27 protein-coding genes and 1 pseudogene are annotated in these 24058 nt (G+C 34.8%); 9 read left to right on the top strand and 19 right to left on the bottom strand.

Going from position 1 to position 24058, the window contains the following annotated elements; translation table 11 throughout:
- Positions 1 to 297 precede the first annotated feature (297 nt).
- The 4 genes from DMC01_RS02715 (at position 298) to secA (ending at position 7089) form a co-directional block, all read left to right on the top strand.
- Positions 298 to 2340: a TonB-dependent receptor gene (locus DMC01_RS02715; protein ID WP_345788958.1), complete on the top strand. Its 2043-nt coding sequence runs from the start codon at positions 298 to 300 to the stop codon at positions 2338 to 2340.
- Positions 2340 to 3344, top strand: a complete 1005-nt coding sequence (locus DMC01_RS02710; protein WP_142692760.1) for a FecCD family ABC transporter permease — start codon at positions 2340 to 2342, stop codon at positions 3342 to 3344. Before DMC01_RS02715 ends, DMC01_RS02710 begins: the two co-directional genes overlap by 1 nt.
- Positions 3341 to 4081: an ABC transporter ATP-binding protein gene (locus tag DMC01_RS02705; protein WP_142692759.1), complete on the top strand. Its 741-nt coding sequence runs from the start codon at positions 3341 to 3343 to the stop codon at positions 4079 to 4081. The genes DMC01_RS02710 and DMC01_RS02705 overlap by 4 nt, the downstream gene beginning before the upstream one ends.
- A 371-nt stretch (positions 4082 to 4452) precedes the next feature.
- The gene (secA, locus tag DMC01_RS02700; RefSeq protein ID WP_142692758.1) at positions 4453 to 7089 is read left to right on the top strand and encodes a preprotein translocase subunit SecA; all 2637 of its coding nucleotides are present in this window, start codon (positions 4453 to 4455) and stop codon (positions 7087 to 7089) included.
- Positions 7090 to 7114: 25 nt separating this feature from the next.
- Here the strand turns inward: secA and DMC01_RS13155 are convergent, their stop codons facing one another.
- A complete protein-coding gene (locus DMC01_RS13155) occupies positions 7115 to 7255 on the bottom strand; it encodes a hypothetical protein (protein WP_185908639.1) in 141 nt (46 codons plus the stop codon).
- A 335-nt stretch (positions 7256 to 7590) separates the two neighbouring features.
- On the opposite strand from DMC01_RS13155, the gene DMC01_RS02695 reads away from it, so the two are divergent.
- The 3 genes and pseudogenes from DMC01_RS02695 to DMC01_RS16390 all read left to right on the top strand — a co-directional run bounded on the left by DMC01_RS02695 (position 7591) and on the right by DMC01_RS16390 (position 11679).
- On the top strand, positions 7591 to 9498 hold the full coding sequence (locus DMC01_RS02695; protein WP_142692757.1) for an HsdM family class I SAM-dependent methyltransferase: 1908 nt from the start codon (positions 7591 to 7593) through the stop codon (positions 9496 to 9498).
- Positions 9495 to 10445, top strand: coding sequence for a restriction endonuclease subunit S (locus tag DMC01_RS02690; RefSeq protein ID WP_142692756.1), 951 nt, complete (start codon positions 9495 to 9497; stop codon positions 10443 to 10445). Before DMC01_RS02695 ends, DMC01_RS02690 begins: the two co-directional genes overlap by 4 nt.
- 846 nt (positions 10446 to 11291) lie before the next feature.
- A pseudogene (locus tag DMC01_RS16390) lies at positions 11292 to 11679 on the top strand (IS1595 family transposase).
- Between the two features lie 251 nt (positions 11680 to 11930).
- Here DMC01_RS16390 and kdsB read toward each other — a convergent pair.
- Genes kdsB through DMC01_RS02650 form a run of 7 tightly spaced genes read right to left on the bottom strand, consistent with a single transcriptional unit; the run spans position 11931 to position 17322 of the window.
- Positions 11931 to 12641, bottom strand: a complete 711-nt coding sequence (gene kdsB, locus DMC01_RS02680) for a 3-deoxy-manno-octulosonate cytidylyltransferase (RefSeq protein ID WP_142692755.1) — start codon at positions 12639 to 12641, stop codon at positions 11931 to 11933.
- Positions 12638 to 14083 carry a threonine synthase gene (thrC, locus tag DMC01_RS02675; protein WP_142692754.1) on the bottom strand — a complete coding sequence of 482 codons (1446 nt, stop codon included), beginning with the start codon at positions 14081 to 14083 and terminating at the stop codon, positions 12638 to 12640. Before thrC ends, kdsB begins: the two co-directional genes overlap by 4 nt.
- Positions 14080 to 14991 (bottom strand): tetraacyldisaccharide 4'-kinase, encoded by a 912-nt coding sequence (locus tag DMC01_RS02670; RefSeq protein WP_142692753.1) that lies wholly within the window; start codon positions 14989 to 14991, stop codon positions 14080 to 14082. The genes thrC and DMC01_RS02670 overlap by 4 nt, the downstream gene beginning before the upstream one ends.
- Positions 14978 to 15430, bottom strand: a complete 453-nt coding sequence (locus DMC01_RS02665; protein ID WP_142692752.1) for a hypothetical protein — start codon at positions 15428 to 15430, stop codon at positions 14978 to 14980. Before DMC01_RS02665 ends, DMC01_RS02670 begins: the two co-directional genes overlap by 14 nt.
- Complete coding sequence (locus tag DMC01_RS02660; RefSeq protein ID WP_142692751.1) at positions 15427 to 16182, bottom strand: NAD+ synthase; 756 nt, start codon at positions 16180 to 16182, stop codon at positions 15427 to 15429. The genes DMC01_RS02665 and DMC01_RS02660 overlap by 4 nt, the downstream gene beginning before the upstream one ends.
- Before the next feature lie 57 nt (positions 16183 to 16239).
- A complete protein-coding gene (locus DMC01_RS02655) occupies positions 16240 to 16743 on the bottom strand; it encodes a hypothetical protein (protein ID WP_142692750.1) in 504 nt (167 codons plus the stop codon).
- 9 nt (positions 16744 to 16752) lie between these two features.
- Positions 16753 to 17322 carry a DUF4879 domain-containing protein gene (locus DMC01_RS02650; protein WP_142692749.1) on the bottom strand — a complete coding sequence of 190 codons (570 nt, stop codon included), beginning with the start codon at positions 17320 to 17322 and terminating at the stop codon, positions 16753 to 16755.
- 199 nt (positions 17323 to 17521) lie between these two features.
- On the opposite strand from DMC01_RS02650, the gene DMC01_RS02645 reads away from it, so the two are divergent.
- Together DMC01_RS02645 and DMC01_RS02640 are read left to right on the top strand one after the other, a co-directional pair.
- Positions 17522 to 18118, top strand: a complete 597-nt coding sequence (locus DMC01_RS02645) for an MBL fold metallo-hydrolase (RefSeq protein ID WP_142692748.1) — start codon at positions 17522 to 17524, stop codon at positions 18116 to 18118.
- Positions 18108 to 18551, top strand: coding sequence for a hypothetical protein (locus DMC01_RS02640; RefSeq protein WP_142692747.1), 444 nt, complete (start codon positions 18108 to 18110; stop codon positions 18549 to 18551). The genes DMC01_RS02645 and DMC01_RS02640 overlap by 11 nt, the downstream gene beginning before the upstream one ends.
- Positions 18552 to 19610: 1059 nt before the next feature.
- Here DMC01_RS02640 and DMC01_RS15765 read toward each other — a convergent pair.
- From DMC01_RS15765 to DMC01_RS13145, 11 genes are all read right to left on the bottom strand, one after another.
- The gene (locus DMC01_RS15765) at positions 19611 to 19733 is read right to left on the bottom strand and encodes a hypothetical protein (RefSeq protein ID WP_282432232.1); all 123 of its coding nucleotides are present in this window, start codon (positions 19731 to 19733) and stop codon (positions 19611 to 19613) included.
- Between the two features lie 106 nt (positions 19734 to 19839).
- Entirely contained in the window at positions 19840 to 20262 is a 423-nt protein-coding gene (locus tag DMC01_RS02635) for a hypothetical protein (protein ID WP_142692746.1), read from the bottom strand.
- 9 nt (positions 20263 to 20271) lie between these two features.
- The gene (locus tag DMC01_RS14730; protein ID WP_246058960.1) at positions 20272 to 20610 is read right to left on the bottom strand and encodes a type VI secretion system amidase effector protein Tae4; all 339 of its coding nucleotides are present in this window, start codon (positions 20608 to 20610) and stop codon (positions 20272 to 20274) included.
- A complete protein-coding gene (locus DMC01_RS14725; RefSeq protein WP_246058958.1) occupies positions 20580 to 20741 on the bottom strand; it encodes a T6SS effector amidase Tae4 family protein in 162 nt (53 codons plus the stop codon). The genes DMC01_RS14730 and DMC01_RS14725 overlap by 31 nt, the downstream gene beginning before the upstream one ends.
- 121 nt (positions 20742 to 20862) lie before the next feature.
- On the bottom strand, positions 20863 to 21009 hold the full coding sequence (locus DMC01_RS14720) for a hypothetical protein (protein ID WP_246058956.1): 147 nt from the start codon (positions 21007 to 21009) through the stop codon (positions 20863 to 20865).
- Positions 21010 to 21011: 2 nt separating this feature from the next.
- Positions 21012 to 21221, bottom strand: coding sequence for a hypothetical protein (locus DMC01_RS02625; RefSeq protein WP_142692745.1), 210 nt, complete (start codon positions 21219 to 21221; stop codon positions 21012 to 21014).
- A gap of 48 nt (positions 21222 to 21269) precedes the next feature.
- Positions 21270 to 21416 (bottom strand): hypothetical protein, encoded by a 147-nt coding sequence (locus DMC01_RS13150; protein ID WP_185908635.1) that lies wholly within the window; start codon positions 21414 to 21416, stop codon positions 21270 to 21272.
- A 257-nt stretch (positions 21417 to 21673) separates the two neighbouring features.
- Positions 21674 to 21799 carry a hypothetical protein gene (locus DMC01_RS15760; RefSeq protein ID WP_282432231.1) on the bottom strand — a complete coding sequence of 42 codons (126 nt, stop codon included), beginning with the start codon at positions 21797 to 21799 and terminating at the stop codon, positions 21674 to 21676.
- Positions 21780 to 22550, bottom strand: a complete 771-nt coding sequence (locus tag DMC01_RS02620) for a hypothetical protein (protein ID WP_142692744.1) — start codon at positions 22548 to 22550, stop codon at positions 21780 to 21782. The genes DMC01_RS15760 and DMC01_RS02620 overlap by 20 nt, the downstream gene beginning before the upstream one ends.
- Before the next feature lie 2 nt (positions 22551 to 22552).
- Positions 22553 to 23377 carry a hypothetical protein gene (locus DMC01_RS02615; protein WP_142692743.1) on the bottom strand — a complete coding sequence of 275 codons (825 nt, stop codon included), beginning with the start codon at positions 23375 to 23377 and terminating at the stop codon, positions 22553 to 22555.
- Positions 23378 to 23385: 8 nt separating this feature from the next.
- Positions 23386 to 24058: hypothetical protein (locus DMC01_RS13145; RefSeq protein ID WP_221887123.1), on the bottom strand; the 673-nt coding region annotated here is incomplete at its 5' end.

The following is a 24058-nucleotide window of genomic DNA, read 5'->3' as shown; positions in this document are numbered from 1 at the left end:
CGACAAACTTAACTAAGATAGACAAAATCTATACTTTTTGAAAAATAAGCTTTTTTATAAAAGAGTTTTTGAATTTTAATTTTTTTATAAAAGCTACTTAATAATTAAAATAAAAAATTTATAAAAATTAAAGAAAAAATTTGATATATTTTAATATCTATTTTTAATTTAAAGGATAAAAATGAAGAAAAAATTAGCTTTATCACTTATTTGCGCATCTTTTCTTTTCGCTAATGAAAATACGGCAAATATTGGGGGGGGGGGGAGGTAAGCTCCTTTCAACTTGAAAAAACAGAGATCACAGCTTCAAGCCTTGATCAAAAAGACTTTGTAAGTAGCGTTCCACACAAAAGCACCACAAGGATTAAGGGTGTGGATCTACTAAGATATGGCGGCACAGGAGGGATACAAAGCGTTATGGAAAAAAGCCCGGGCATTATCTTTGTGCGATCAGGTAGCACAAACGGACAGGTAAATATAAGAGGTAGGAGCACCCAAAGATCCTACTCTCTTACAACCCTTGACGGGGTTCCTGTGCTTGGTAGAAACACGCTTATGTTTAATATAATGGATCCAAATGCCTTTGATTCCATTGAGATCATAAGAGGTGCTGCTTCTTCTATGTATGGCTCTGATGCTATAAATGGGGTCATAAACCTAGTCTCTCGCAGATATAGAGGAGACATTAGCAAGGATTTTAGCCTTGATACCAAAATAAGAGCCCTTGAATATGCCACTGTTAATAATATGATAGGAGGAAGATTAGAGGTTCTTGGAGGAGGAGACGGCTTTGATGTGCTTTTTGGCTTAAATGGCAGGACAGGTGGGAATTTTCAAACCCCTGAGGGAGAAGCTAAAAATTCAGAATTTAAATCTTATGGTTTTGATTTTAATATAGGCTATACAAATTCAGCCGATACTCGCTTTTATACCCAAGGTCGATACGCAAGGGCTGTTGATTCAGGTGCTGGAGGGCAGTTTGCAAATGGGGGTGCTGATTATGGCTCGATTAGAAGAAGATATCCTATCTATGAGACCTACATTAAACTTGGGGTTGAGCTTTATGATCTACCCTTTGCTGAAAAGCTTGATGCCTTTGCTTATTATAGAGGCTATGAAACCGAGCTTTTCACAGGCTTTTACACAAGAGACGGTCGCGGCGGACTTACAAACACCTATAATTTAACCAATCAACACGTTAGAGGCACAAAGTATGCTGGCTTAAAGCTGGCTTTTAGCTCCTTAGTTTCAAGCCACAGTCTTGATTACGGCATAGAAACTCTAAGCTCTTTAAACACAAAGGTGATTCCACCTACAAGGTTTGCAACGACAGGTTGGACTATTACACCCCTAACAGGTAGAAAATCTCAGCAACACACCTTTTCGGCCTACATAAAAGATGACTTTGCCCTGTCAAATTCTTTTACCCTAACAGCAGCCTTACGAAATGCAACCATTTTAACAAACATAGGTCCAAAGCTAGCAGGATCAGCAGAATCTGCTACTCAAACCTCAAGGCTTGATGAAAAAAGAAATGATGTGAAAAATGCCTTCACAGGAAATATAGGAGCAAATTTTCATTTCAATGAATTCTTTAGCCTTTATGGAGATATAAGTCATAACTTCAAAACAGCAAGCGTTAGTGGGATCTTTGCTGCAAACGGTGCAGCTGCTGATGCAAATCCTATCTTAAATAATCCTGATCTAAAATATGAAACAGCACAAAGCTATGAGCTTGGCATTAGGCTTGATAGTCAGGATCACTTTTTTAGCCTTTCAGCCTATCAAACAAATCATCAAGATATGATCTCCCTAGTTCAGTTTTATGATGATCCTACAAATTATAGCAATGGCTATCAAAAGTATGCAAACATAGGCAAAACCTACATTAGAGGGGTTGAACTTGCAGGAGAGCATAAATTTTACGGCTTTACCTATGCTTACAATGCCACTCACACCTATGGACACGATCAAACAAATAACAGACCCTTGCGTGAGATACCTCCTCTTTTTGGACGAATTTCCTTGCAATATGATCTGCCCTTTGGCTACATAAAGGTGCAAGAAAGGGCATATCAAGGAAGAACCCGCATAGATCCTACAAATGAAAGAAAGACTAAATCTTATGCTATGAGCGATGCTTATTTGGGGCTTGATCTTGGGTATTTTAACAAAGAGGCAAGAGATATGGAGCTTACCTTGGGGGTTGAAAATATCTTTAACAAAAGAGGGGTTAATCCTGCTGCCATTGAGGATATAACAGTGCCAAAATCAAAGATAACAAATCCTCTGATCGAACCAGGGACAAATTTCTTTATAAAATACGGATATAAATACTAATGAGCCTTATTAAATTCGCAGCTGCTTCTTGCTTTGTGCTAGCCTTAGCCTTTTTTATCTTAGGCTTTGGCAGGTATGATTTAAGCTATACGCAAATTTTTTCCTTGCTTTATGAGAGCTTGTTGAATTTAGGAAGCTCTTCAAATGAGCTGTCAAACAAGGAAGCCTTCATCTTGCTTGAGGTTCGCTTACCAAGAGTGATCCTAGCCATTATAGTTGGGCTAGGGCTTGGCATAGCAGGGGCTAGTTTTCAGGCTATTTTTAGAAATCCCCTTGCCTCACCTGACATACTAGGAGTAGCTAGTGGGGCTGGCTTTGGGGCTGTTTTGGCCATGCTTTTTGGGCTAAATATTTATTTATTAACCCTAAGTTCTTTTCTTTTTGGAATTTTAAGCCTTGTTTTAACCCTGCTTGTTGCAAGAGGAGGCAAGGATAAAATCATGATCATACTCTCAGGCATTATAATCGCGGCCTTGTTTCAAAGCTTTATATCTCTTTTAAAATACATAGCCGATCCTCAAGATACCCTACCGGCCATCACCTACTGGCTACTTGGTTCCTTGCAAGTGAGTAATCTAGCTCAAATGCTCTTTTGTTGCATAGGCGTCTTTGTTGGAGCAGTGATCATCTTTATATACCGCTGGAAGCATAATTTATTGCTTTTTGATGATAATGAGGCTAGGACCTTGGGGGTTAATGTTTTTTATTTAAGATTATTATTAATCCTTGCTTGTACGCTTATAGTTTCTTGCATAGTGAGTATGTGTGGGATCATAGGCTGGATAGGGCTAATCATCCCTCACATAGCAAGGATGCTTTGTGGTTTTAATAGCAAAAATGTCATCAGCACAAGCCTTTTTGTAGGTGCTGTTTTTATGCTAATCATTGACACTCTAAGTAGGTCTTTAAGCTCTCAAGAGCTTCCCATATCCATTTTAAGTGCTGTTGTTGGTGCTCCTTTTTTTGTGATGATACTTTATAGGGTTAAGGGTATGCGTATATGAGTGTTTTTAGGCTTGAAAATGCAAGTTTTGCAAGAGGAAAGCGGGTTTTGTTTGAAAATCTTTGCTTTGAGCTTAAAGAGGGGGAAATTCTAGCGATCTTAGGACAAAATGGGGTTGGAAAAACAACGCTTTTAAACTGCTTAATGGGGCTTTTGCCACTCACAAAGGGAGTTAGCTTGTATAATGAAAAAAAAATTCAAGCCTACAGCACAAAGGAGCTTTTTTCGATCATTTCTTACATACCTCAGGCAAAAAATCACAGCTTAGGCTTATGTGTGCTTGATATGGTGATCTTAGGGCTAAACACTGAAATTTCAACCCTTCCTAAGAAAGAACACATACAAAAAGCTACTTTGTGCCTTGAAAATTTGGGTTTTTCTCATCTTATAAAGAGAACTTGTGATAGTTTAAGCGGAGGGGAATTGCAAATGGTGATTTTTGCAAGAGCCTTGGTGAATGAGCCTAAGATCATTATTTTAGATGAGCCTGAATCAAATTTAGACTTTAAAAATCAGCTTTGCATCATAGAAAATTTAAGCAAACTAAAAGAAGAAAAAAAGATCATCATCTTTAACACCCATTATCCTCAAAATGCCAAAAAACTAGCCGACAAGGTGCTAATACTAGAAAAAAAAGGCCACGCATTGGGAGATAAAAGTCTAATTAACAAAGCCCAGCTTGGCAAAAGCTTTGAGGTAAAAAGTAGTTTTTTTGACTATCTAGCTGGGCTTGATTGATTTTGCTTTTTTAAACAAGCTTAGTTTGTAAACAACAGTGTTGATTATATCACTTATATATGAATTAAGCTAGAATTCACACCTTAAAAAAGTTTTTAAAAAAGCATTTATTATGTGTGAATTCAAACTCAAACACCCCTCTTTACTAAAAGTAAAAATTCAAGCAAAAAGCAAATTATCTACGCTAAGACAGTTTTATTTCACCCATCTTACTAGCTTAATCTTTTTTCAAAAAAAGCTTGTTTTATAAATCAAGCCTATTAAAAAAAGAGCCTTGAATTTTAAGCTAAAATTCAAGGCTCTGTGATTAAATTTTAAACAAAAATTTATTATAATCAAAATTTGATTTTTACAAAATTTAAGGACGAGCTATGTTTAAATTCATCCAGGCCCTGCTAGGTACGAAAAATGACAGAGAAATTAAAAAATATTTAAAAAGAGTAAAAGAAATAAATGCCCTTGAAGGCAAATATGAGGCTTTAAGCGATGAGGATTTAAAGGCTCATTTTAGCTCACTTAAAACCCAGGTTCAAGAAGAGGAACTTAGCATAGATAATATCCTAAACGAGGTCTTTGCCATAGTTAGAGAGGTAAGCAAACGCACCTTGCAAATGAGGCATTTTGATGTCCAGCTAATAGGCGGCATAATCTTACACGAGGGCAAGATAGCCGAAATGAAAACAGGAGAAGGAAAAACCCTTGTTGCAAGTCTTCCTGTGGTGCTTAATGCTATGAGTGGCAAGGGCGTTCATATAGTAACTGTAAATGATTATCTAGCAAAGCGAGATGCCGAGCAAATGGGTGAAATTTATAAGTTTTTAGGGCTTAGTGTTGGGGTAGTGCTTTCAAGTTCTAATTCTGATGAGGATCATAAACTTGCTTATGAATGCGACATAACTTATGGTACAAACAATGAATTTGGCTTTGATTATTTGCGTGATAATATGAAATTTAGTGCAAAAGATAAGGTTCAAAGAGGGCATAATTTTGTCATCGTTGATGAGGTTGATAGCATTTTAATTGACGAGGCAAGAACCCCATTAATTATTAGTGGTCCCACAAACCGCACACTTGATGGCTATTTAAGAGCAAACGAGGTAGCCAAAAAAATGCAAAGAGGAGAAAACCCTCCTCCAAATTTGGCAAACAAAGATGTCAAGCCCACAGGAGACTTTGTCGTAGATGAGAAAAACCGCACGATTTTAATCACAGAAGCAGGAATTTCAAAGGCAGAAGAGCTTTTTGGGGTGGAAAATCTTTACAGCCTTGACAATGCTATCTTAGCTCATCAGCTAGATCAAGCCTTAAAAGCACATAATCTCTTTGAAAAAGATGTGCATTATGTGGTAAGAAACAAAGAAGTTGTAATTGTCGATGAATTCACAGGTCGTTTAAGCGAGGGTAGACGTTTTAGCGACGGACTTCATCAGGCCTTAGAGGCAAAAGAAAATGTTAAAATTCAAGAAGAAAGTCAGACCCTAGCAGACATTACCTTTCAAAATTATTTTAGAATGTATGAAAAGTTAGCCGGTATGACAGGAACAGCTCAAACAGAAGCTACCGAGTTTAGTCAAATTTACAAGCTTGATGTTATCTCAATTCCTACAAATTTAGCCGTTAAAAGAATAGACAAGCATGATCTAATTTATAAAACCCAAAAAGAAAAATTCAAAGCAGTAATAAAAGAGATCAAGGCAGCAAATTCAAAGGGACAGCCTGTTTTAGTAGGAACTGCTAGCATTGAAAGAAGCGAGCTTTTGCACGAAATGCTAAAAAAAGAACGCATAGCTCACAATGTGCTAAATGCTAAAAACCACGAGCAAGAAGCACTAATCATAGCAGATGCTGGCAAAAAAGGAGCCGTTACCATAGCCACAAATATGGCAGGAAGGGGGGTTGATATAAAGATAGACGAAGAGGTAAAAGAACTTGGAGGACTTTATATCATAGGCACTGAAAGGCACGAAAGCCGTAGGATAGATAATCAGCTCCGCGGACGAAGTGGTAGGCAAGGTGATCCTGGAATGAGCCGTTTTTATCTAAGCCTTGAGGATAATCTTTTGCGAATTTTTGGAGGAGATAGGATCAAGGCTATAATGGAAAGACTTGGCATAGAAGAGGATGAGCATATAGAAAGTGGCATAGTTACAAGAGCTGTGGAAAATGCACAAAAAAAGGTGGAAAGTATGCATTTTGAAAGCCGTAAGCACTTGCTTGAATATGATGATGTGGCAAATGAGCAAAGAAAGAGTATTTATAAATACCGAAACGAGCTCTTAGATGAGGAGTATAATTTAAGGGCTAAGATTAGCCAAAATATAAAAGAGTATGCAGACTATGCTATGAGGGATTTTTTAGCTAGTGAGGAGCCTGACTTTGAAAAGCTTAAGGCAAAAATAGCCTTGGAGTGTAATACAGATCTTAAATATGAGGAGTTTGAAAGCTATAATAGTATGGAAATGGAGCAGAATTTAGCCGAGGTGCTTGAAAGATCCTATGAAGAAAGGATGAGGGAATTAAGCCAGGAGGATAAAGACAAAATAGAGAGAATTTTATACTTACAGGTGCTTGATGGGGTGTGGAGACAACATTTGTATCAGATGGACATACTAAAAACAGGCATATCGCTTCGTGGATATAATCAAAAAGACCCCCTTGTTGAGTATAAAAAAGAAAGCTATGAGCTCTTCTTAGAACTTGCAGAAAGGATTAAATTTGAAAGCGTAAAGCTACTTTTTAATATTAGCTTTACCAAACAAAGCACTCAAAGCATAGAAGAAAAGGCTCAAAATGAAAATGAAAAGATCCTACAAAACACAGTGCAAACAGGAGCTAGCGAGGATGAGCTAGGACAAGCTGCCACAAGAAAGGTAGGTGCTAAAGGCAATTTGAATTCTAACAACTTGGTTAAAAAGGTCCCACGCAACAGTCCTTGCCCTTGTGGCAGTGGTAAAAAATACAAAGAATGCCACGGAAAAAGCGGTCCGAAAGCTGGGATTTTGGCGTGAAATTTTTAAGTATTTTTTAAAAAATTCACGCAAAGCGTGAATTTTTGTCATACTGAGCGTGTGCTAAATATCCACAATGCACAAAGTGCGTTTTAAAGCTTCCCTCTCTTGCGGAGGGTGGTTTGGGGGGTGGGTAAATTGCCATTGCTAGCCGTAATTTTGTCATTTTGAGCTTTCGCAGAAAGCGAAAAATCTCTATTTAATGTTTGTAGTTTTAAAACCCCTTGCGAAGTAATGTTATCCAAAGGCAAAGCCCCTCTCTTGCGGAGGGGATTTTGCTTCGCAAGGCTTGCAACTCGCTTGGTGGGGTGAGTATTTTGCGTAGCAAAAATGTATTAGCAAACGCGTAGCATAAAATATAAAAAAATTCACAAAAATGTGTGAGTGTTTAACAAATTTTGTGCAAAATTCATTAAATAAAATTTTTGCATTGTGTTAGCAAATTATCTTGTATTTGGTAGATAAGATCATAGATAATTAAAAAGTTAAAAAAGGATAAAAATGGCCAATGAGCGAAATACCGAACAACTTACACTCAAAGCCTTTGAAGCGGTTTTGGGGCAAAATGATGGCTACAAACTTTTTGCACAAAAGCTTCCAAATGAATTTACGCTCATCAACAAGGCCTTAAGCGAGGCAGGTGGTAAGCCTGAATTTTGTGAGATTGAGGACTTTACAAAAGGTGGTAATGGGCAAGGAATGCCTGAATTCATAGCTGTTTTTAGCAAGGATAAAGACAGTATTTTCATTTGTGAGTGCAAAAAAGAAGTGAATTTTTTGCAAAGTGCAAATTTAAACAAGCCTAAAAAATACGCCCTTGACGGCATTATTTATTATGCTAAATTTTTACAAAAGCATTTTAATGTCATCGCATTAGCCGTTGCTGGAACGGATATAAATAAAATTAAAACAAGGGCTTTATATTTTCCAAAAGCCTTACACAAATATGATGAAAAGGTTTTTGATAGAACGAAAGATCTTATTTTAAGTCCCTTAAATTATCTTAAACTTTTAAAAGGCGAAAAGCTATCAAAAGCCTTTTCTTTAGAAGAGGTGCGAAAAATCGCCCTTGATTTTCACGAGAATTTAAGAGAGATAAAAATTAGCGAACGCCATAAGCCCATATTTATCGCAGGGCTTTTGTTAGCCCTTGAAAATAAAGATTACGAGCGAGATTATCACGGCTTAAATTCCTTTAACTTTCTTTATGATAGCTTAAAAACTGCCCTAAATACCGTGCTAGAAAATGCAGAGCTTACAAACACCAAAATCAACAACATACAACACGCCATCGATGAGGTAGAACACAATGTAAAGCTTAAAAACAAAGATTTCAACGAAAACGGCTCGATTTATTGGTATTTAAAAGAGCTTGAGCTTAAAATAAAGCCTATGATGAATCAAGCTCATTCAAATTTGGACGCTTTGGGAATCTTTTACCACGAGTTTATACGCTATACAGGAGGGGACGGCAAGGGGCTTGGCATAGTGCTTACACCTACGCATTTAACCGAATTTATGTGTGAGATTGCAGGGCTTAATAAGCAAAGCTCAGTGCTTGACATTTGCTGTGGCTCAGCTTCATTTTTAGTCAGTGCTATGGTTTTAATGCTAAAACAAGCAAACGAAAAAGAAATAAACGAAATAAAAAAGGGGCAAATTTATGGCATAGAGCTTGAACCAGAGCTTTACACCTTGGCAAATGCAAATATGATTATAAGAAGGGATGGCAAAAGCAACATTTATCAAGGCGATTGTTTTGACAAGCAATTTAATGCTTTAAAAGGCAAGTGTAATGTGGGTTTGCTTAATCCTCCCTATTCACAAAATGATAAAAGTGAGCTTGAATTTGTAGAAAGGCTTTGTGAGCTTATCGCCCCATCGGGGTTGGTATGCGTTGTAGTGCCATTAAGCTGTGCCATTGGTAATAAATTTAAAGAAGAAAGACGGCGTTTGTTTAAACAGCATTCCTTGCTTGCTGTATTTTCTATGCCTGATGATATTTTTTATACAAATAATGCAAACACAAATACTTGTGTTATGCTTTGGCAAGCACATACTCCACATTATATCAATCTTAATTTAAGTGATGATGAGCTTTTAAAAGAAAGCAATATCCGCAATTTTACTTATTTTGGTTTTTACAAAGATGATGGCTTTGTGAAAGCTAAAAAACAGGGTAGAATTGATAAATTTAACAAATGGGAAAAAATTAAAAAAGAATGGATAGAAAATTATCAACTCAAAAGGCAAATTGACGGGCTAAGCATAGTAAAAAAGGTTACGCATTTAGATGAATGGCTTGCTGAGGCTTATATAAAAACGGATTATTCAAAACTCACACAAGAGGATTTTGAAAAAACGGTGAGGGAGTATTTATCTCATCTCATTAAGTGGAATTTACAATGATAAAAGTTAGAGATTTATTTTACATTAAAACTGGCGGGGATTTATGGCTTGAAAAAGAAGAAGTAGGAGAGATTCCTGTTGTTGCTTTAGGTTTTGAGGATAATGGCATAGTTGGTTTTATATCAAAAAATTTAGAGCATAAACTTTATCCCAAAGGCTCTATTACTGTGGCTGGTTGGGCTGGTGGGCTAAAAGCATTTGTGCAAGAAAGAAATTTTTATGTTAGAGGTAGGGTAAAAATTTTAATCCCCAAAAATTCTACAATGTCTTTAAATGAAAAATTATTTTATTGTCTATGTCTCAATCAAAATTCATTTCGTTTCGCGTATGGTCGCAAATCTTCTGCTGATAAATTGGCTGATTTATTATTGCCAAGCGAAATTCCTTTATGGGTTTATAATATAAATGTTAATACATTAAAAAATCAATTTATTTCAAAAAATAAAAATACGAAAGAGATAAATTTAAATATAAATTCTTGGGTTGAATTTAAAATGATAGATATTTTTGAGCAAATCATTCGTGGTAAAAGGCTTAAAAGCGAGGACAGAGAACACGACAAAAATAAAAAACAAACTTTATATTTTAGTGCCTCAGAGCTTAACAATGGCTTGACAGATAGCATCTCAAATCCACTTTTTATAGAAAAAAACGCCCTTATTTATACGACTTTTGGAGACTGTTTTTATGTCGAGGGTGAATTTAGCGCAAGCGATGAGATAAATATCTTTAAGCACAGCCAAATGGATAAATACTCAGCCCTTTTCATAGCCACTATCATCAGTCAAAACAAATATCGCTACCGCTTTGGTAGAAAGGCTTTTTTCAATAAATTTGAAAATGAACTAATAAAACTTCCAGCCAAGAAAGAAAATGGCGAATTTAAACCAAATTTTGAATTTATGAGTAATTACATTAAAAATCTAAAATACAGCGAGTTTATATGATGAAAAATTCGTCCATAACCTCCGCAAAAAGTAGTTTGTAATGAATTATTTGCTTTTAACCTAACATTTTGACAAAGAACATTCTTCCATAATGCTGTCTATGATGTTGGCTTTCATCGAACCGTGTTGGGTGTGAAGCTAAAAAGATCTGTGTTTTTGCCCCTCATTCTTGTAACGATGCGGATCTTGAGTTGAAAAGAGCATATGTAAGTGCTAAGAACAGTTGTATCATAATAAAGCTTGAAAATGCCTAAAATACTGCTTTTATAGCTATAACTAAAAGCATACTAAGGCTTAATTTTGCAATACCTTGCCTTTGGAGGAAGAAAGACTCATTATAAAACTAAATGAGTTTGCGTACTTATAAATCAAACTCACATTTTGAATGCTTTTACTTCACTAAGGCTCATAAGCAGTAAAAGATTTTACTAGCTTGGCTAAATTAATGACAAAAAACAATTCACCCCTTGCTTAAAAGAACTTAAAATAAAAATTTCAAGGCAATATTCTCATCAAAATTTATTCAAATGTATAAGTCAAATTTTTGTTAAGTTTCATTAGTTTCAAGGTTTTTAAGTAGTTTTCTAAAAATGTTTTAATTTTAGGCTCAATTAAACTTAAACCAAATTGAAAGGTTTTTAAGTTATGATTGCACCTATGAACAACAAAAGTCCGTTTCCGAATTTCGCAGATATAATTTAGGGAAATTTTGCGTTATTTTTTACTTCGCCTTGTAGGTCCCTCACTTTGCAAGAATTGATTTAGAGGCAAAAAAATCGCTGAAATTTGTCAAATTTCAGAGCAAAGTTGTGTGTAAAAGCAAATTCGCATTTTAATAGCCAAAAAGTGCAAAAAAATCTCAGCGGTGAAATTGAAGAGGGTGAGAGCTACTTCGGGGCAAGGCGTGTGCGTGGAAAAAGGGGGCGTGGAGCTGGAAAAAAGACACCTGTGTTTGGTATGCTAAAACGCAATCGCACGAGTTTATACACAGGTGGTAAAACACTGCTCTGCCAAAGAATTGCTGCCTATCATAAAGGACTTTGTGGAGCTTAACGAATGCGAGATTTACAGCGACAGCTGGAAGGCTTATGATGGCTTGGTGGATTTGTGTGCAAAGGCTCATTATAGGGTAAAGCACTCCAAAAACGAGTTTGCAAATGGACGAAGCCATATTAACAAAATTGTGAATTTCTGGGGCTTTGCGAAGTTGACACTTGCCAAATTTAATGACTGAAATTTTGTCCTTCGTTTAAAAGAAACAAAATTAAGGCGAAAATTTTAAGGCAATATTCTCATCAAAATTTATTAAAATTGATAAACCAAAATCCGTTCAAGTTGTCTTGAGTATAAATTTTTATGAAAAGTGCAAAAATTTTCTAGCTTTAATTTAGTCAAGTTTTAAGAAGCTAACTTTTTAAAATACAAACTGTATTTTTAAATCTAAACTCAAAAGCTTAAAAACTTTAAAATAATTTTGAGCCTAAACTAAGAAAAAAGCTTTAATGCTCTTTCGTAATCCTCCTTGCTATCAATGCCTATGCTTTTTGTGTCAATTTCAAGCATCTTAATCCTTTTGCCATTTTCAAGGGCGCGTAGTTGTTCTAATTTTTCAGCATTTTCTAAATCGCTACTTTTAAAGGCACAAAATTCACGCAAAGCCCTCACAGTATAAGCATAAATGCCAAGATGAGCCTTAAAATGCTGATAACTTGCCCTTTCATAAGGGATTTTTGAGCGTGAAAAATAAAGCCCAAAGCCCTCTTTATCGGTAACGACTTTAACTAAATTCGCATCCTCACAAGCCTTGCTATCGCTTTTTTTGTAGCAACTTGCCATAAAGGCGTCCTTATCAAGGCAAGAAGTGGCAAATTCCTTGAATTTTTGCAAATTTTCTGGTTCAATGAAGGGCTCATCTGCTTGGACATTTATGATGATTTCGCTGTCTTTAAGCCCTAAAATTTGGCACGCTTCGTTGATTCTATCCGTGCCGCTTTCGTGTTTTTCGCTTGTCATAACAACTTCAAGCTCATAGGTTCTAGCTATATCAAGCACTTTTTGATTATCCACAGCAACGCACACCCTATCTACGCTACTTACACGTTTTGCAGTTGCTACAAACATAGGCAAACCCTGAATTTCTTTTAGAATTTTCTCGCTAAACCTCGTGCTTTTAAGCCTTGCTGGTATTATTATCATTTATTATCCCCTTTTATCCATTGCAAAATAGTGTTTTTTAGCTCAGCTACCTCATAAATTTTTCCCTCAACTTGCCCCTCATCAAACAAGGCAAGAAGCTCAGACTTTAAGTCGTTCTTATAAGCCCTTGTGATTTCAAGCATAGCATTTTTTTCATCTACGCAAGGCTTATCAAATAATGCCTCGAACATACTTGGCACGAATTTAACCCACTCAGCCGTTGAAGTTATTATGCTTGTTTTATCATTTTTGAATTTAAAGCAGGTGGCTGTGTGTGGGTCGATTAGGGCTATTTTTGAAAAATCTTTTATGAATTTTTTACACTCTCTGTCCGTGCAAAACTCAGCCTCAAAGTCTTTTTTCAGCTCATTTAGCTCGTTTTTTGTGAGCTTGAAATAGTTTTCATTTTTTAGTTTCTCGTAAAGCTCAAATGTTCTTTTATCGCCAAATTTATCAAAAATTAGCCTTTCTACATTTGAGCTAATAAGTATATCCATAGCTGGTGAGATGGTCTTTTGAAGCACCCTGTTTCTTAAATCATACTCGCCTTTTGTGAAAAAGTCCGTTAGTATATTGTTTGAATTTGAAGCAATTTTAATGCGTCTTATTTTCGCACCCATTTTTTTGGCATAATATGCCCCCAAAGCATCTCCAAAATTCCCGCTAGGCACGATAATATCAGCTTCTTTATCAATTTGCACTAGGGCATAATAATGATAAATTATTTGAAATAAAATTCGCCCAAAATTCACTGAATTTGCAGCTGTAAGCTCAATTTTAGCCAAATTTAAACTTTCTTTAAAGTTGCTATCGCTTAATAAATCCTTCAAAGCCCTTTGTGCTGCGTCAAAATCGCCCTTGATGGCAAGGCTTTTGAGATTTTTTGCCTTCAAACTTGTCATTTGTAAGGCTTGAAAAGAGCTTGTGCCAAAGGCTGGATAAAGGCAAACAACCCTTGAATTTAAGGTGCTTTCAAAGGCTTTAAGCGTAGCAGGTCCTGTGTCTCCGCTTGTGGCACAAATGATTAGCATATTTTTATCTTTTGCTAACTCGCTTACAAGGCTAGCAAAGGGCTGCAAAGCCATATCCTTAAAAGCCCTTGTTGGTCCGTGGTAAAGCTCGTTTATGTAAAGTTTATCATTAACCTTAAAAAGCCTTATAGGACAGCTTTTGCCACTGAATTTCAAATGCTTTTCGCAACTTTTCTCATCAAATTTTTCATAGCTTTGTAAAGCCCTTTCAAAGAGCTTATCAAGCTTAAATTCAAAGCTTTGAATGAGTTTTAAGGCAAAGTCTTTGTAGCTTAAATCCTTGAATTTATAGCCATCAAAGTTTGGCAAGCTCAAAGGTGAGTAAAGTCCGCCTTTACTTGCACTTGGGGCTAAAATCGCTTGGCTAAACTCTACGCTTTCGTTAGCATTTCTTGTGCTTACAAGTTTCATTTAAAATTCTCCACATAGCTTAAAATTGCTTTTTTAAAATCCTCTCTTAACTCTATGTCAAGCTCGATTAGCTGGGTTTTTAGCCCAAATTCTTTAATTTTAACAAAGTCCTTAAAGGTTAGCATTACTGTGTCGCAGTTGTGCTTTTTTAGCAAGGCTTCAAGCTCACTTTTTTTAAACTCGTAATGGTCTGCAAAAAAATAACAAGCCCTCGCCTTGATAAAATGCTCATAAAGCCGAAAGGGCTTAGCAATGGCTGTAATCAGCACGGCTTTTGGATTTTCTTTCACATAAGAATGCCTTGCAAAATGCTCATTTTCAACCGCTACAAAGTCAGCCCTTTTAGCAAAACAAGTAGGCAGCCGGTAAGCCCCACTTGGCAAAACAAAGCTAAAATAAGGCTTTCTCGCACTTTCAAGCAGGATCTCAAATTTCTCAATATGCCTTTTTGAAAAGGCATCATCAAGCAAGATTAAGCTAGCCTTTAAATTCAAAGCCTCTTTAATGCCCTTTGTTCTATCCTCGCTTACTATAACCCCTGAGATAGCTTCATTTAAGGCATATTCCATAGCCTCATCTCCGCTTATTGCAACATCGCAGTGAATTTTACCCTCGCTTTTAACTACAACTAGTCCCTTACTCTTTCTTTTATATCCACGAAGGACGATAAAAACGCGTTTTGTGTCCTTAAAAAGTTTAGCTATTGCCTTGCAAATGGGCGTTTTGCCATTGCCTCCTAATGTGAGATTTCCTACGCTGATGATGGGGACATTAAAGCTAATTTTTTTGCGAAAATTTGCGTTTAAAATGGCAATGAGTGCGTAAAGAAAGCTAAAAGGCAAAAGTGCAAAGGCTAACATCTTTTGTGCTAAATTTGGCTCAAAAAAATACCTATCAAGCCAAGACATTTTTTAGCTTTCTTAAATTTAAAAAGGTGCGTAAAACTAAATAAAAATTGTATGAGTTAAAAATTAAAAACTTTGAGTTTTTTTGTAAATTTGAACAATTTAAAATGCTTGAATTTTTTTGTAAAAGGTGAGAAATTTTATACTCAAAAAATGTATTTTGTGAATTTAACATGCATAAAATTTGAGCTATTTTTTTAAAATAAGTTAAGCTTGTAATTTTAACAAGGCTTAAAATTATTCTTTGTGTGGTTTGTAAGTTGGAGCAAAAACTGTGTAGGTTTTTTTGTAGGTCTTTCTTTAAAAATGCCAAACTGTTAGGGCTTAAAAAGAGTTTTTGTGAATTTAAAAAGGGTTTCTTTGATATAAACTTTGAATTTTTAAGCCTCTTCATAAAAGGCTTAAAATTTTCTTTTAAGCCTTTCTTTGCTGCAAAGCTCACTCTATATCCTTGAAAATCGCAGGCATTGATCGCTTAAAAGCATTACTTTGTATCTTTTCTTGCACCATTTCAAGTAGCTTTTTATCAGCCTTTGCAGCAACTTGCATATTAACATCTTTTAAGGCTTTTAAAAGCTCATCAATTTGATCATACTTAAAGCCAAGCTCGCCCTCATCGCTTTGCCCCTCGTATAGATCAGCACTTGGAGCCTTGTCTATAAAGCATTGAGGAAGCTTTAAATACCTAGCAAAGTCATAAAGCTCACTCTTGTAAAGCTCACCTATGATATTAAAGCCACAAGCTAGATCCCCATACAAGGTGCCATATCCTAGCATTATCTCGCTTTTGTTGCTAGTTCCTGCTACTAGGGCTTTTTTTAAGGCTGAGTAATCATAAAGCAAACACATACGAATGCGAGCTGAGAGATTTCCTATGCGAAGCCTATCAGGCTCCTCGCAACTTGCCAAAAAGGCATCTAGGATGGGCTGAATTTCTATGAGCTTATACTCTATTTTAAGGCTTTCGCACAAAGACAAGGCATCTTTTATATTGTCTTTATTTGAGCTTTTTGTAGGCATTATAAGGGCAAAAAGCTTTCCATCTTCACCGTTTAGCACCTTATGACAAACAGTTGCTACCAAAGCAGAGTCAAGCCCCCCACTAAGCCCTATTACAACATTTTTTACCTTGGCTAAACTTAGCCTTTGCCTTATGAAAGCACAGATCTTACTTTCTAGTTTTGCAAAATCCATAGCCCCTCCTTAAAATTTTTCAACATTGTAGCGAAAAAAATTTAAGGCAAACTAAATTCACAGCCCTTGCAAAACCTTATTTAGATAGTCCTTAGCCAATCTTAAACCCTTCATACCACTGCTAGGAACAACCTCGTTATTATCTATTATCTTCATATAAGATCTTATAAGGTATTCTTTTTCTGCCTTGGTGCCATTTCTTATAGTTTCTTGTTGTATTAATCTACTTCCAATTGGATCAGAATTCATATCCGTACTAGCACAGATCTCAAACCAATCACCTCCTCTTTTTTGCTGAATCAAATTTACACAAACTATCATTTCTGCAGCATCCAAAAAATACAATGCATCATATTCTTCCCGACTTAACAAGCCGTTTTGTAGATCATCATAACGAACTCCACTAAGCTTAGGTTCTTGCTTTTTTTCTATCTCTTGGGATAGAAGCTCTGAGAAATCTTGCTTTGCATCTTGCTTTGAAGCTGGGCTTAATTCTGCATTTTTAGTATTTAACTTAGAATTTAAATGTCTGATTTGGTAAAAGCCTTCGTAAAATTCCATTGTAGCCTCCTATTTAATAAACAATGATTCTGATATTTTTCTAGCCGAAAATCCAGATGAATTTCTTGCTGTAAATACAAAATTTCCATTTGAGCTTTTGTTAGATAGATCTCTTACATCCACGCAACCAACAGCCCTATTGCCTCTTACCACAAAGGTAGATTCAATTCTTCTTACAAACTGTTTTTTAAAACTAGCCACATCAGACAAACAACCAAAGCCCAGCATTTTCGTACTTAGCTTAAATAAACTACCACCGTGGGCTCTTTTAGTAACACCTTGTCTATAATTAATAACTTCCAATCCACCCTTGGTTGATTCTACTTCATAGATATGAACCATACTTAAAGATGGATTTACAGCACGGCCCTGCCTTGGATCATCATCTATTTTCATATTTTTTACCACTTCATCAAATTTGCCACTTAGTATATCTTTTTTGATGCTTGAATGTGGCTCTATGTAAAAATCCACTCCATTTCTATTAAGCTTTTCTTTGTCTTTGATTAACTCTTGCAGATCAAGCCCAAAAGCACTAATACTCGTCATCAAAACTGCAATAAAAGCTAATTTTTTCACATTTTTTCCAAAACTTTTTGAGCTAAAAAGCAAAATTCATTCCAAAACGCTTAAAAATTAAGACTTGAAAAGGGCTTGATCTTGCACAAGCTTGTCCGACTTCTTTTCTTCATCCGTTAGCCCCTTGCTTTAAGAAAAGAAAGCTCTTTTAAAAACTGTCTAAAAATTTTTGCTATAATTTTGCCTTAAAGGATGAAAAATGCAAATTTTAGCTCAAGCTTGTGGGGCTTATTCTACAAACTGTTATATTTTAAAGCACGAAAAGGGTGATTTTATCATAGATCCTGGGCAAAATGCCTTTGAGTTTATCAAGAAAAATGTCACTAGGGTGTGTGCTGTGCTAAACACCCACGGTCATTTTGATCATGTTTGGGATAATGCTGCTGTTAAAGAAGAATTTAAGGTGCCAATTTACATACACAAAGACGATGAGTTTATGCTAGAAGATCCCTTTGAAATGGGGCATAGACACTCAAAGGCAGATTTTTTGATAAGCACTGAGGAAGAGCTTGAAATTTGTGGGGTGAAATTTCGCTTTTTGCACTTTGCTGGGCATACTCCGGGTTGTTGTATGATAGAACTTGTGGGAGAAAATTTGGCGTTTAGCGGGGATTTTTTGTTTAAAGGAAGCATAGGACGCTACGATTTTCCTTACTCAGATCCAAATTCTATGAAGCAAAGCCTTGAAAGGGTGGCTAAATTCACGCAAGATCTAAGGCTCTTGCCAGGTCATGGAGGAGAAACTACACTAAAAGAGGAGCAAAAGAATCTAGGATGGTGGCTTAATGCTTTTTGATGGGATCTTTGAATTTTTTGTGTATTATCTTGGTTTTTTGCTTATAGTGGGGCTTTTGGGGGCTAAGTTTTCTCAAAAACACAAAGAATTAAGCGAGTTTAATGAGGCTAGATTTAAAAAAGAAGTTATAGGTGCATCTTCTAAAATTCAAGGCGATATGCTTGGTGATTCTAGCAAGTTTAACAGTGAAGGCACACACTCTCAAAGAATGGTGCATAAAAAGAGTGCATTGAGGGGACTTTACAAGCACTGCCCTTGTCGCAAGGCTGTGGAAAATGGCACTATGAGCACTCTTTGCATTTATAGTAGCGTTGCTGGCTTTATGCTTTCTCTTACAAATATAGCCTTGATGGGTAATTACGCCACGCAAAATTTCATCGTTTTAACACTAAGCATGCTTTGTGCTTGGCTTGGCTGGGTGCTTAAAAAATAAGCTGAATTTTTGATAAATTTTTGCATTTGTTTTCACAGCTTTAAAATTTAGGCATTTTTTGAAAAATATTGAATTTTTAACTGTCTTCTTGGCTTTAAACAAAAAATCAAAAGCTTCAAAACTTAAAAATGATAAGCTAACTTTTGTACTCTTAAATTCACAAAAAATTTATGTTTTTTGTGAATTTTTTGTAAATGTGATATTTTATAGTGGCTTAATTAAACTTAAAATATTTTTTAAGTTATGATGAAGCCTATGAAAAACAAATATACAGTTCGTTTCCAAATTGTTTCAAAAGAAATTTAGACAAATTTTAAGGTATGTTTTTGCAAGGCTTGGCTTTTAATGCAATGCCTACAATTTGAATGTGTAAGCTTGGCAGACAGAACAGTGTTTGCATTTTTTTAAAAAGGTGCAAGCTTGGCGAGATGACACATTAAATTTAAGTTCGCAAGGAAATTAAGCCAAGGCACACTGTGAATCTTTTTACCTCAAGCTGTGCCTAAGTTTGCAAAATAAAAGAAGATTGGCAAGTAAAACACAAACGGATAAAACACATTAAATTCAAGTTTACAAAGGGACAAATCAGATCAATACAAACTGTGAATGTGTTTGCTTTTTTCTACGCGTCTTGTAACTGCGTAGTAGAATATGCTTTGCAAATTTTAGACCTGCCAAAGTTCGTGGACAAGAAAATGTTATCCTTCACTTAAAGGAAGTAGAATTTATATACAGCAGTAAAAATTTAGGAAAAAATTTTTATCAAAATTTATTAAAGTTGCTAAGAGAAAATACTATTAAAGTATCTTGAGTCTAAATTCATACCCCTAGTGTTAATTATAGCAAAAGATAGGAATATCTTTTGCAATCTTGCCTCTGCTCTTTTTTTCTAAATGTTTTAACTTTATACCCTTGCTTTGAGCTTCAATTTCTTTTAAATTTATACCACTTAGGTGAATTTCAAACTAGAATTTTAAACTTGTCCGCTAAATTTATATTATTTATGCAAATTTCAAACTTGCCATTATTGTTTCCCTCATTGCTAAAAATATCCACCTCTTATTTAACTCTTATTTTGATTCCAAAGCCACTGTAAATTTTATTTGGCTTTAAGGTAGTTTGTAGGGTGTAGGGCTTTTTCTTTGGCATTATGGTGTAGGCTGTGTTTGGCTTAGTTGACATCTTGGCTCCTCACACCTTCAAATTTTATACAAAGAATTTTAGCAAAGCTCACTTATTTTACACACTCTTTAAATTCACATAAATTATATGCTAAATTTATGCAAATTTACTTGCATTCCTTGCAGTATTTTTTCACTATGCGTTTTATTTCATCTTCAAGAGAATGATGGCCCTCTATATTGTGGTTTTGATCTAATAACAAATATAAACAATGATTTGCTATATTTGTTTGCATAGCATTTTTATCCTTATCAATATAAGCTTTCAGTTCATTAAGTGGCTCTATTCCCAAAAGATACACTATTTTGTTTATTTGAAAATCATCTATGTTAAATCTAGCAGGTATTTCTTGATATCCAAATTTTATGTTTTTTTCTATCTTAAAATGCCCCATACAATACCCAACAGCCCACAATTTATAATATTGATTTATATCTTTTTTGAAAGTAGATAATAAGGCAAATACCATGTCACCTGAAGCATAAGAGTTTATAACAATAAATAGTATTATAAATATAGTCTTTTTCATAACAACTCCTCAATCAATCAAATCCCAAAAGTATAGCTCATTGATAATATAATCTGTTTCGTTTAAAAAATTATAGTAACCAAAACTTAGATCCACAAAATTATCTTGATTCCATAGCGTAGTATGCCTTAATCCATCTGTGCCAATCATTGCTACAATACCTTTTCTCTTTAAGGACTGAAATTCTTTGAAAAAGCTTTGATTTTCTTCTTTTGAGTTCATACTGTGATAAAAATCCTTCGAGCAACCGTATTTTATACTTTCTTTTACTTGGGCATAAGTAGATTTATTCCAAGATATGTCTTTCCAATTTATCTTTAAAATTTCAACAATATCAAACACCCCCAAATATAAATATCTTTGTCCTCTCCTTGATAAGTTCTTTTTGCAATTTGTTTATCCATAGTATTTATGGGGTGGGTGCTATGATTAAGTGCATAACTTATACGCAAGGCACAGGTATTGTAGTATTTATCCATATCATTTATAAATTGCCTATAAGCACCTTAGCCAATTTTTATATATTTAGTAGCCACATTTTTATAGTGTTTTGCCATTTGTAAAGCATTTGAATGTGTATAATTTTGTTTAATTAGTAAGTCATAAATTAAAACTTCTGCTTTCTTGTTCTTGCGAGATAGAATTTATCTCTACATACCCATTTTCTACACTTTTAAAGCTAGGTCTTTGAATTTTAATTTCTACTTCCTTATCTTCACATTTTACCTTGCATATATTTGATGACATATTTACTCCTTATGCAATATATTCATAATTATCGCTTCCTTATTACGAATACCAACTTGAATGTTAAAGTTTTGCTTATTAAATTCAATGTTTAATCTTATCATTTCACCATCCTCATATCCACTTGTGTTTATATGCAAATTTAAATCAGAGCTATGTCTTGAATCATCGCCCTCTAATTTTATCATTTCCTTTCCATAGCTAAAATACATTTCAAGGATTTCTTTAGATTCTACTCGTGATTTTGTCCTTTCTATCCCCTACCATTCCCCTATAAACCTCAAAGGCAGTTTAAATTCAACATTTACATAGCCTCTATTTACATCATCACTTGTTAATTGAATTTTTTGTGAGGCTGTGTTATTTGCTTCATTCTTGTTTGTCAATGGAATAAAAGATAAATTCAACAAGCAAGGCTTGATTAAATTTTGCTTTGCTTGATTTATAAATACTTTCTTTTGTCTGATTTATAAGATCTTTGCTTAAATTTGTCTTTATGGTTATAGTGTTACCGTCTAATTTTGATCTGCTTGTTTAAGTGCTGATTGTAACAAAATATGCTTGTTTCTTGTGAGTGTTAATTGTAGCAAAAAATGGGTGTGTCTTTTGTGATCTTGCCTTTGCTTTCTTTTTTCTTTTAAATTTATACCATATTATGTGAATTTCAAAGTTTCTTACTGAAAGTATCTACTTCTTCTTTAACTCTTATTTTTATGCCAAAGCAGCTGTAAATGCGATTTGGCTTTAAACTTGTTTGTAGGGTGTAGGGTTTAGTTTGGTTGGGCAGCATTTTTGCTCCAATCGCCAAAGAACCACCTACCTTTGAAATATGTTGTTTTGAAATCTATTTCTTTGTGTAGCACCACTTCGATATAGTATTTTTTGGCATTTTGCATTTTTTGCTTTATAGATTCTATATCGTTAGTTTTGCTAAACTTATATTGCAAATGCGGAATAGCCCCATAGTCAAGCGCAACAATGCTTTGAAGCAAATCTAGTTTTATAATTTCTTTGTTGTCAAAGACGATAATTGCACATTGCGCTGTTGTATATTTGCTAGGTTTTAGTGGTTTTTCATTTACCCAATCATAAGTGCTAATCTCAAAGTTAAACAATTTGCCTTTGCGCATACTATCAGCCTCATTTGCCGTAAAAATCTTTTTAGGTTTATATGTATCATTAAAAAATCTAGCCATAATGCGCTCATATAATAGATTCTTGCCAATATTTTCGCAAGGGTTATTAGTAAAGCCGATAATTTTATGATTGCGCATTGTAAATGTGAGTGGTGATTCATTATACGCACGATTATCTCTTAGTGAATAGTAGGTGATTTTTGGCACTTCCAATGAAAACTGCTCCACATTATCACGCCAATCCTTTTGGCAATCATTTTTACATAGCACAATAGTGCGAAAGAAATGGATATTTGTTTCAAAATATGCGCTAAAAAGTTGCTTATTTGCAAATATATTTATTGCAAATATTGCACCACATAGCATAAAACACACTACAACACCACATAAAACAAACTTTTTCATTTTTATAATCTTACTTCAAGTATGCCTATATATTTATCATTTGTTGGGTCTCTATGTGAGATAAGATAGTCATATAAATCATTCCATTTATTCATATCATAAATTGTTACACAGCCGTGAGAGATTTGTCCTGGGTGGATATACCTATCTTGTTTTTTCGTAATAGGGTCTATATATTCTATGGGAAACCACACATCGTAATTTTTCATACTTGGATATTTATTTACATACTGTCCTGCTAAAATTCCACGATTTTGTCCATTTTCATAATGGCTAGAGTGGCTAAAATCTGGTGATAAAATCTTATATGTACCATTAGATATAATGCTAAATCTGCTATTTCTTGGTGTATTGAGTGTAATCGTTACATTGCTATTGCTAAATTTTAAGTTAGCAAATACTTGCTCTTTTATATTATTGTCGAAAGTGCGCTCCTCTATTTCAACAACCACTTTTGCCATCTTGTCAAAATTTCTTGGTTGTTCTGTTGTAAGAATACGCATTTCGTTTTTTTCGCTTAACCATACTTTCTTAACATCTTTTCTATTTAGATAAATTGTTTTATCATTGATTTTGACTTGTATATTGCCACCACTGACTCTAAATCCTATAAAACTATTTTGTCTATACTGCTCAATAAGTTTCGTATTGCCACATAGATACACGGAGGTTACCCCTGATTGCGTAGGTGGTTCATCACCATAGTGAAATTTTGTCCAACCACCATCATTTGTTGTATATGTTTTTACATACCAAACTTTTCTTTGTATCTTCACCACACTATCTTTATTAGTAGTTGTTCTTGCTTGTGTTATGGTATTGTTCATTTTATTTCCTATCCTAAAATCTCAATATTTAAATTTTGTGCATTTTGAGTATAGATTCTTTGTGTGTAGCCATTATTATCTGTGTTTCCTTCATATTCTGTGCCACACTCCGTGGAAATTTTGTATGGTATATTTGGTAATCCACAGCCATTGTCATCTACTATTTGAAACGCTTGATTATATTCGCCTTGATTTTTACCGTCTTTACTATCCCCTATCCCCTCCCACTCTCCTATAAACCTCAAAGGCAGTTTAAATTCAACATTTACATAGCCTCTATTTACATCATCACTTGTTAATTGAATTTTTTGTGAGGCCTTGTTGTTTGCCTCGTTCTTATTTATCAAGGGAATAAAGGATAAATTCAAAAAGCAAGGCTTGATTAAGCTTTCTTTGGCTTGATTTATAAGATCTTTGCTTAAATTTGTTTTGATGGTCATAGCGCTATCTTCTAATTTTGCTACGCTTGTTTCTTGTGAGTGTTGATTATAGCAAAAGATAGGTGTGTCTTTTGCGATCTTGCCCTTGCTTTCTTTTTCAATTTCTTTTAAATTTATACTATTTATGTGAATTTCAAAGTTTCCTTCATTGCTACAAGTATCTTGGGGGCGATTAAGCTCTAATTTGATGCCAAAGGTAGAGTAGATTTTGTTAGGATAGAGGGTGGAATCTAATATGTAA

This window comes from Campylobacter troglodytis (genome assembly GCF_006864425.1).
Classification (GTDB): domain Bacteria; phylum Campylobacterota; class Campylobacteria; order Campylobacterales; family Campylobacteraceae; genus Campylobacter_D; species Campylobacter_D troglodytis.
Note: the sequence above shows the minus strand (reverse complement) of the source record. Positions and strands in the feature narration are given on the sequence as shown.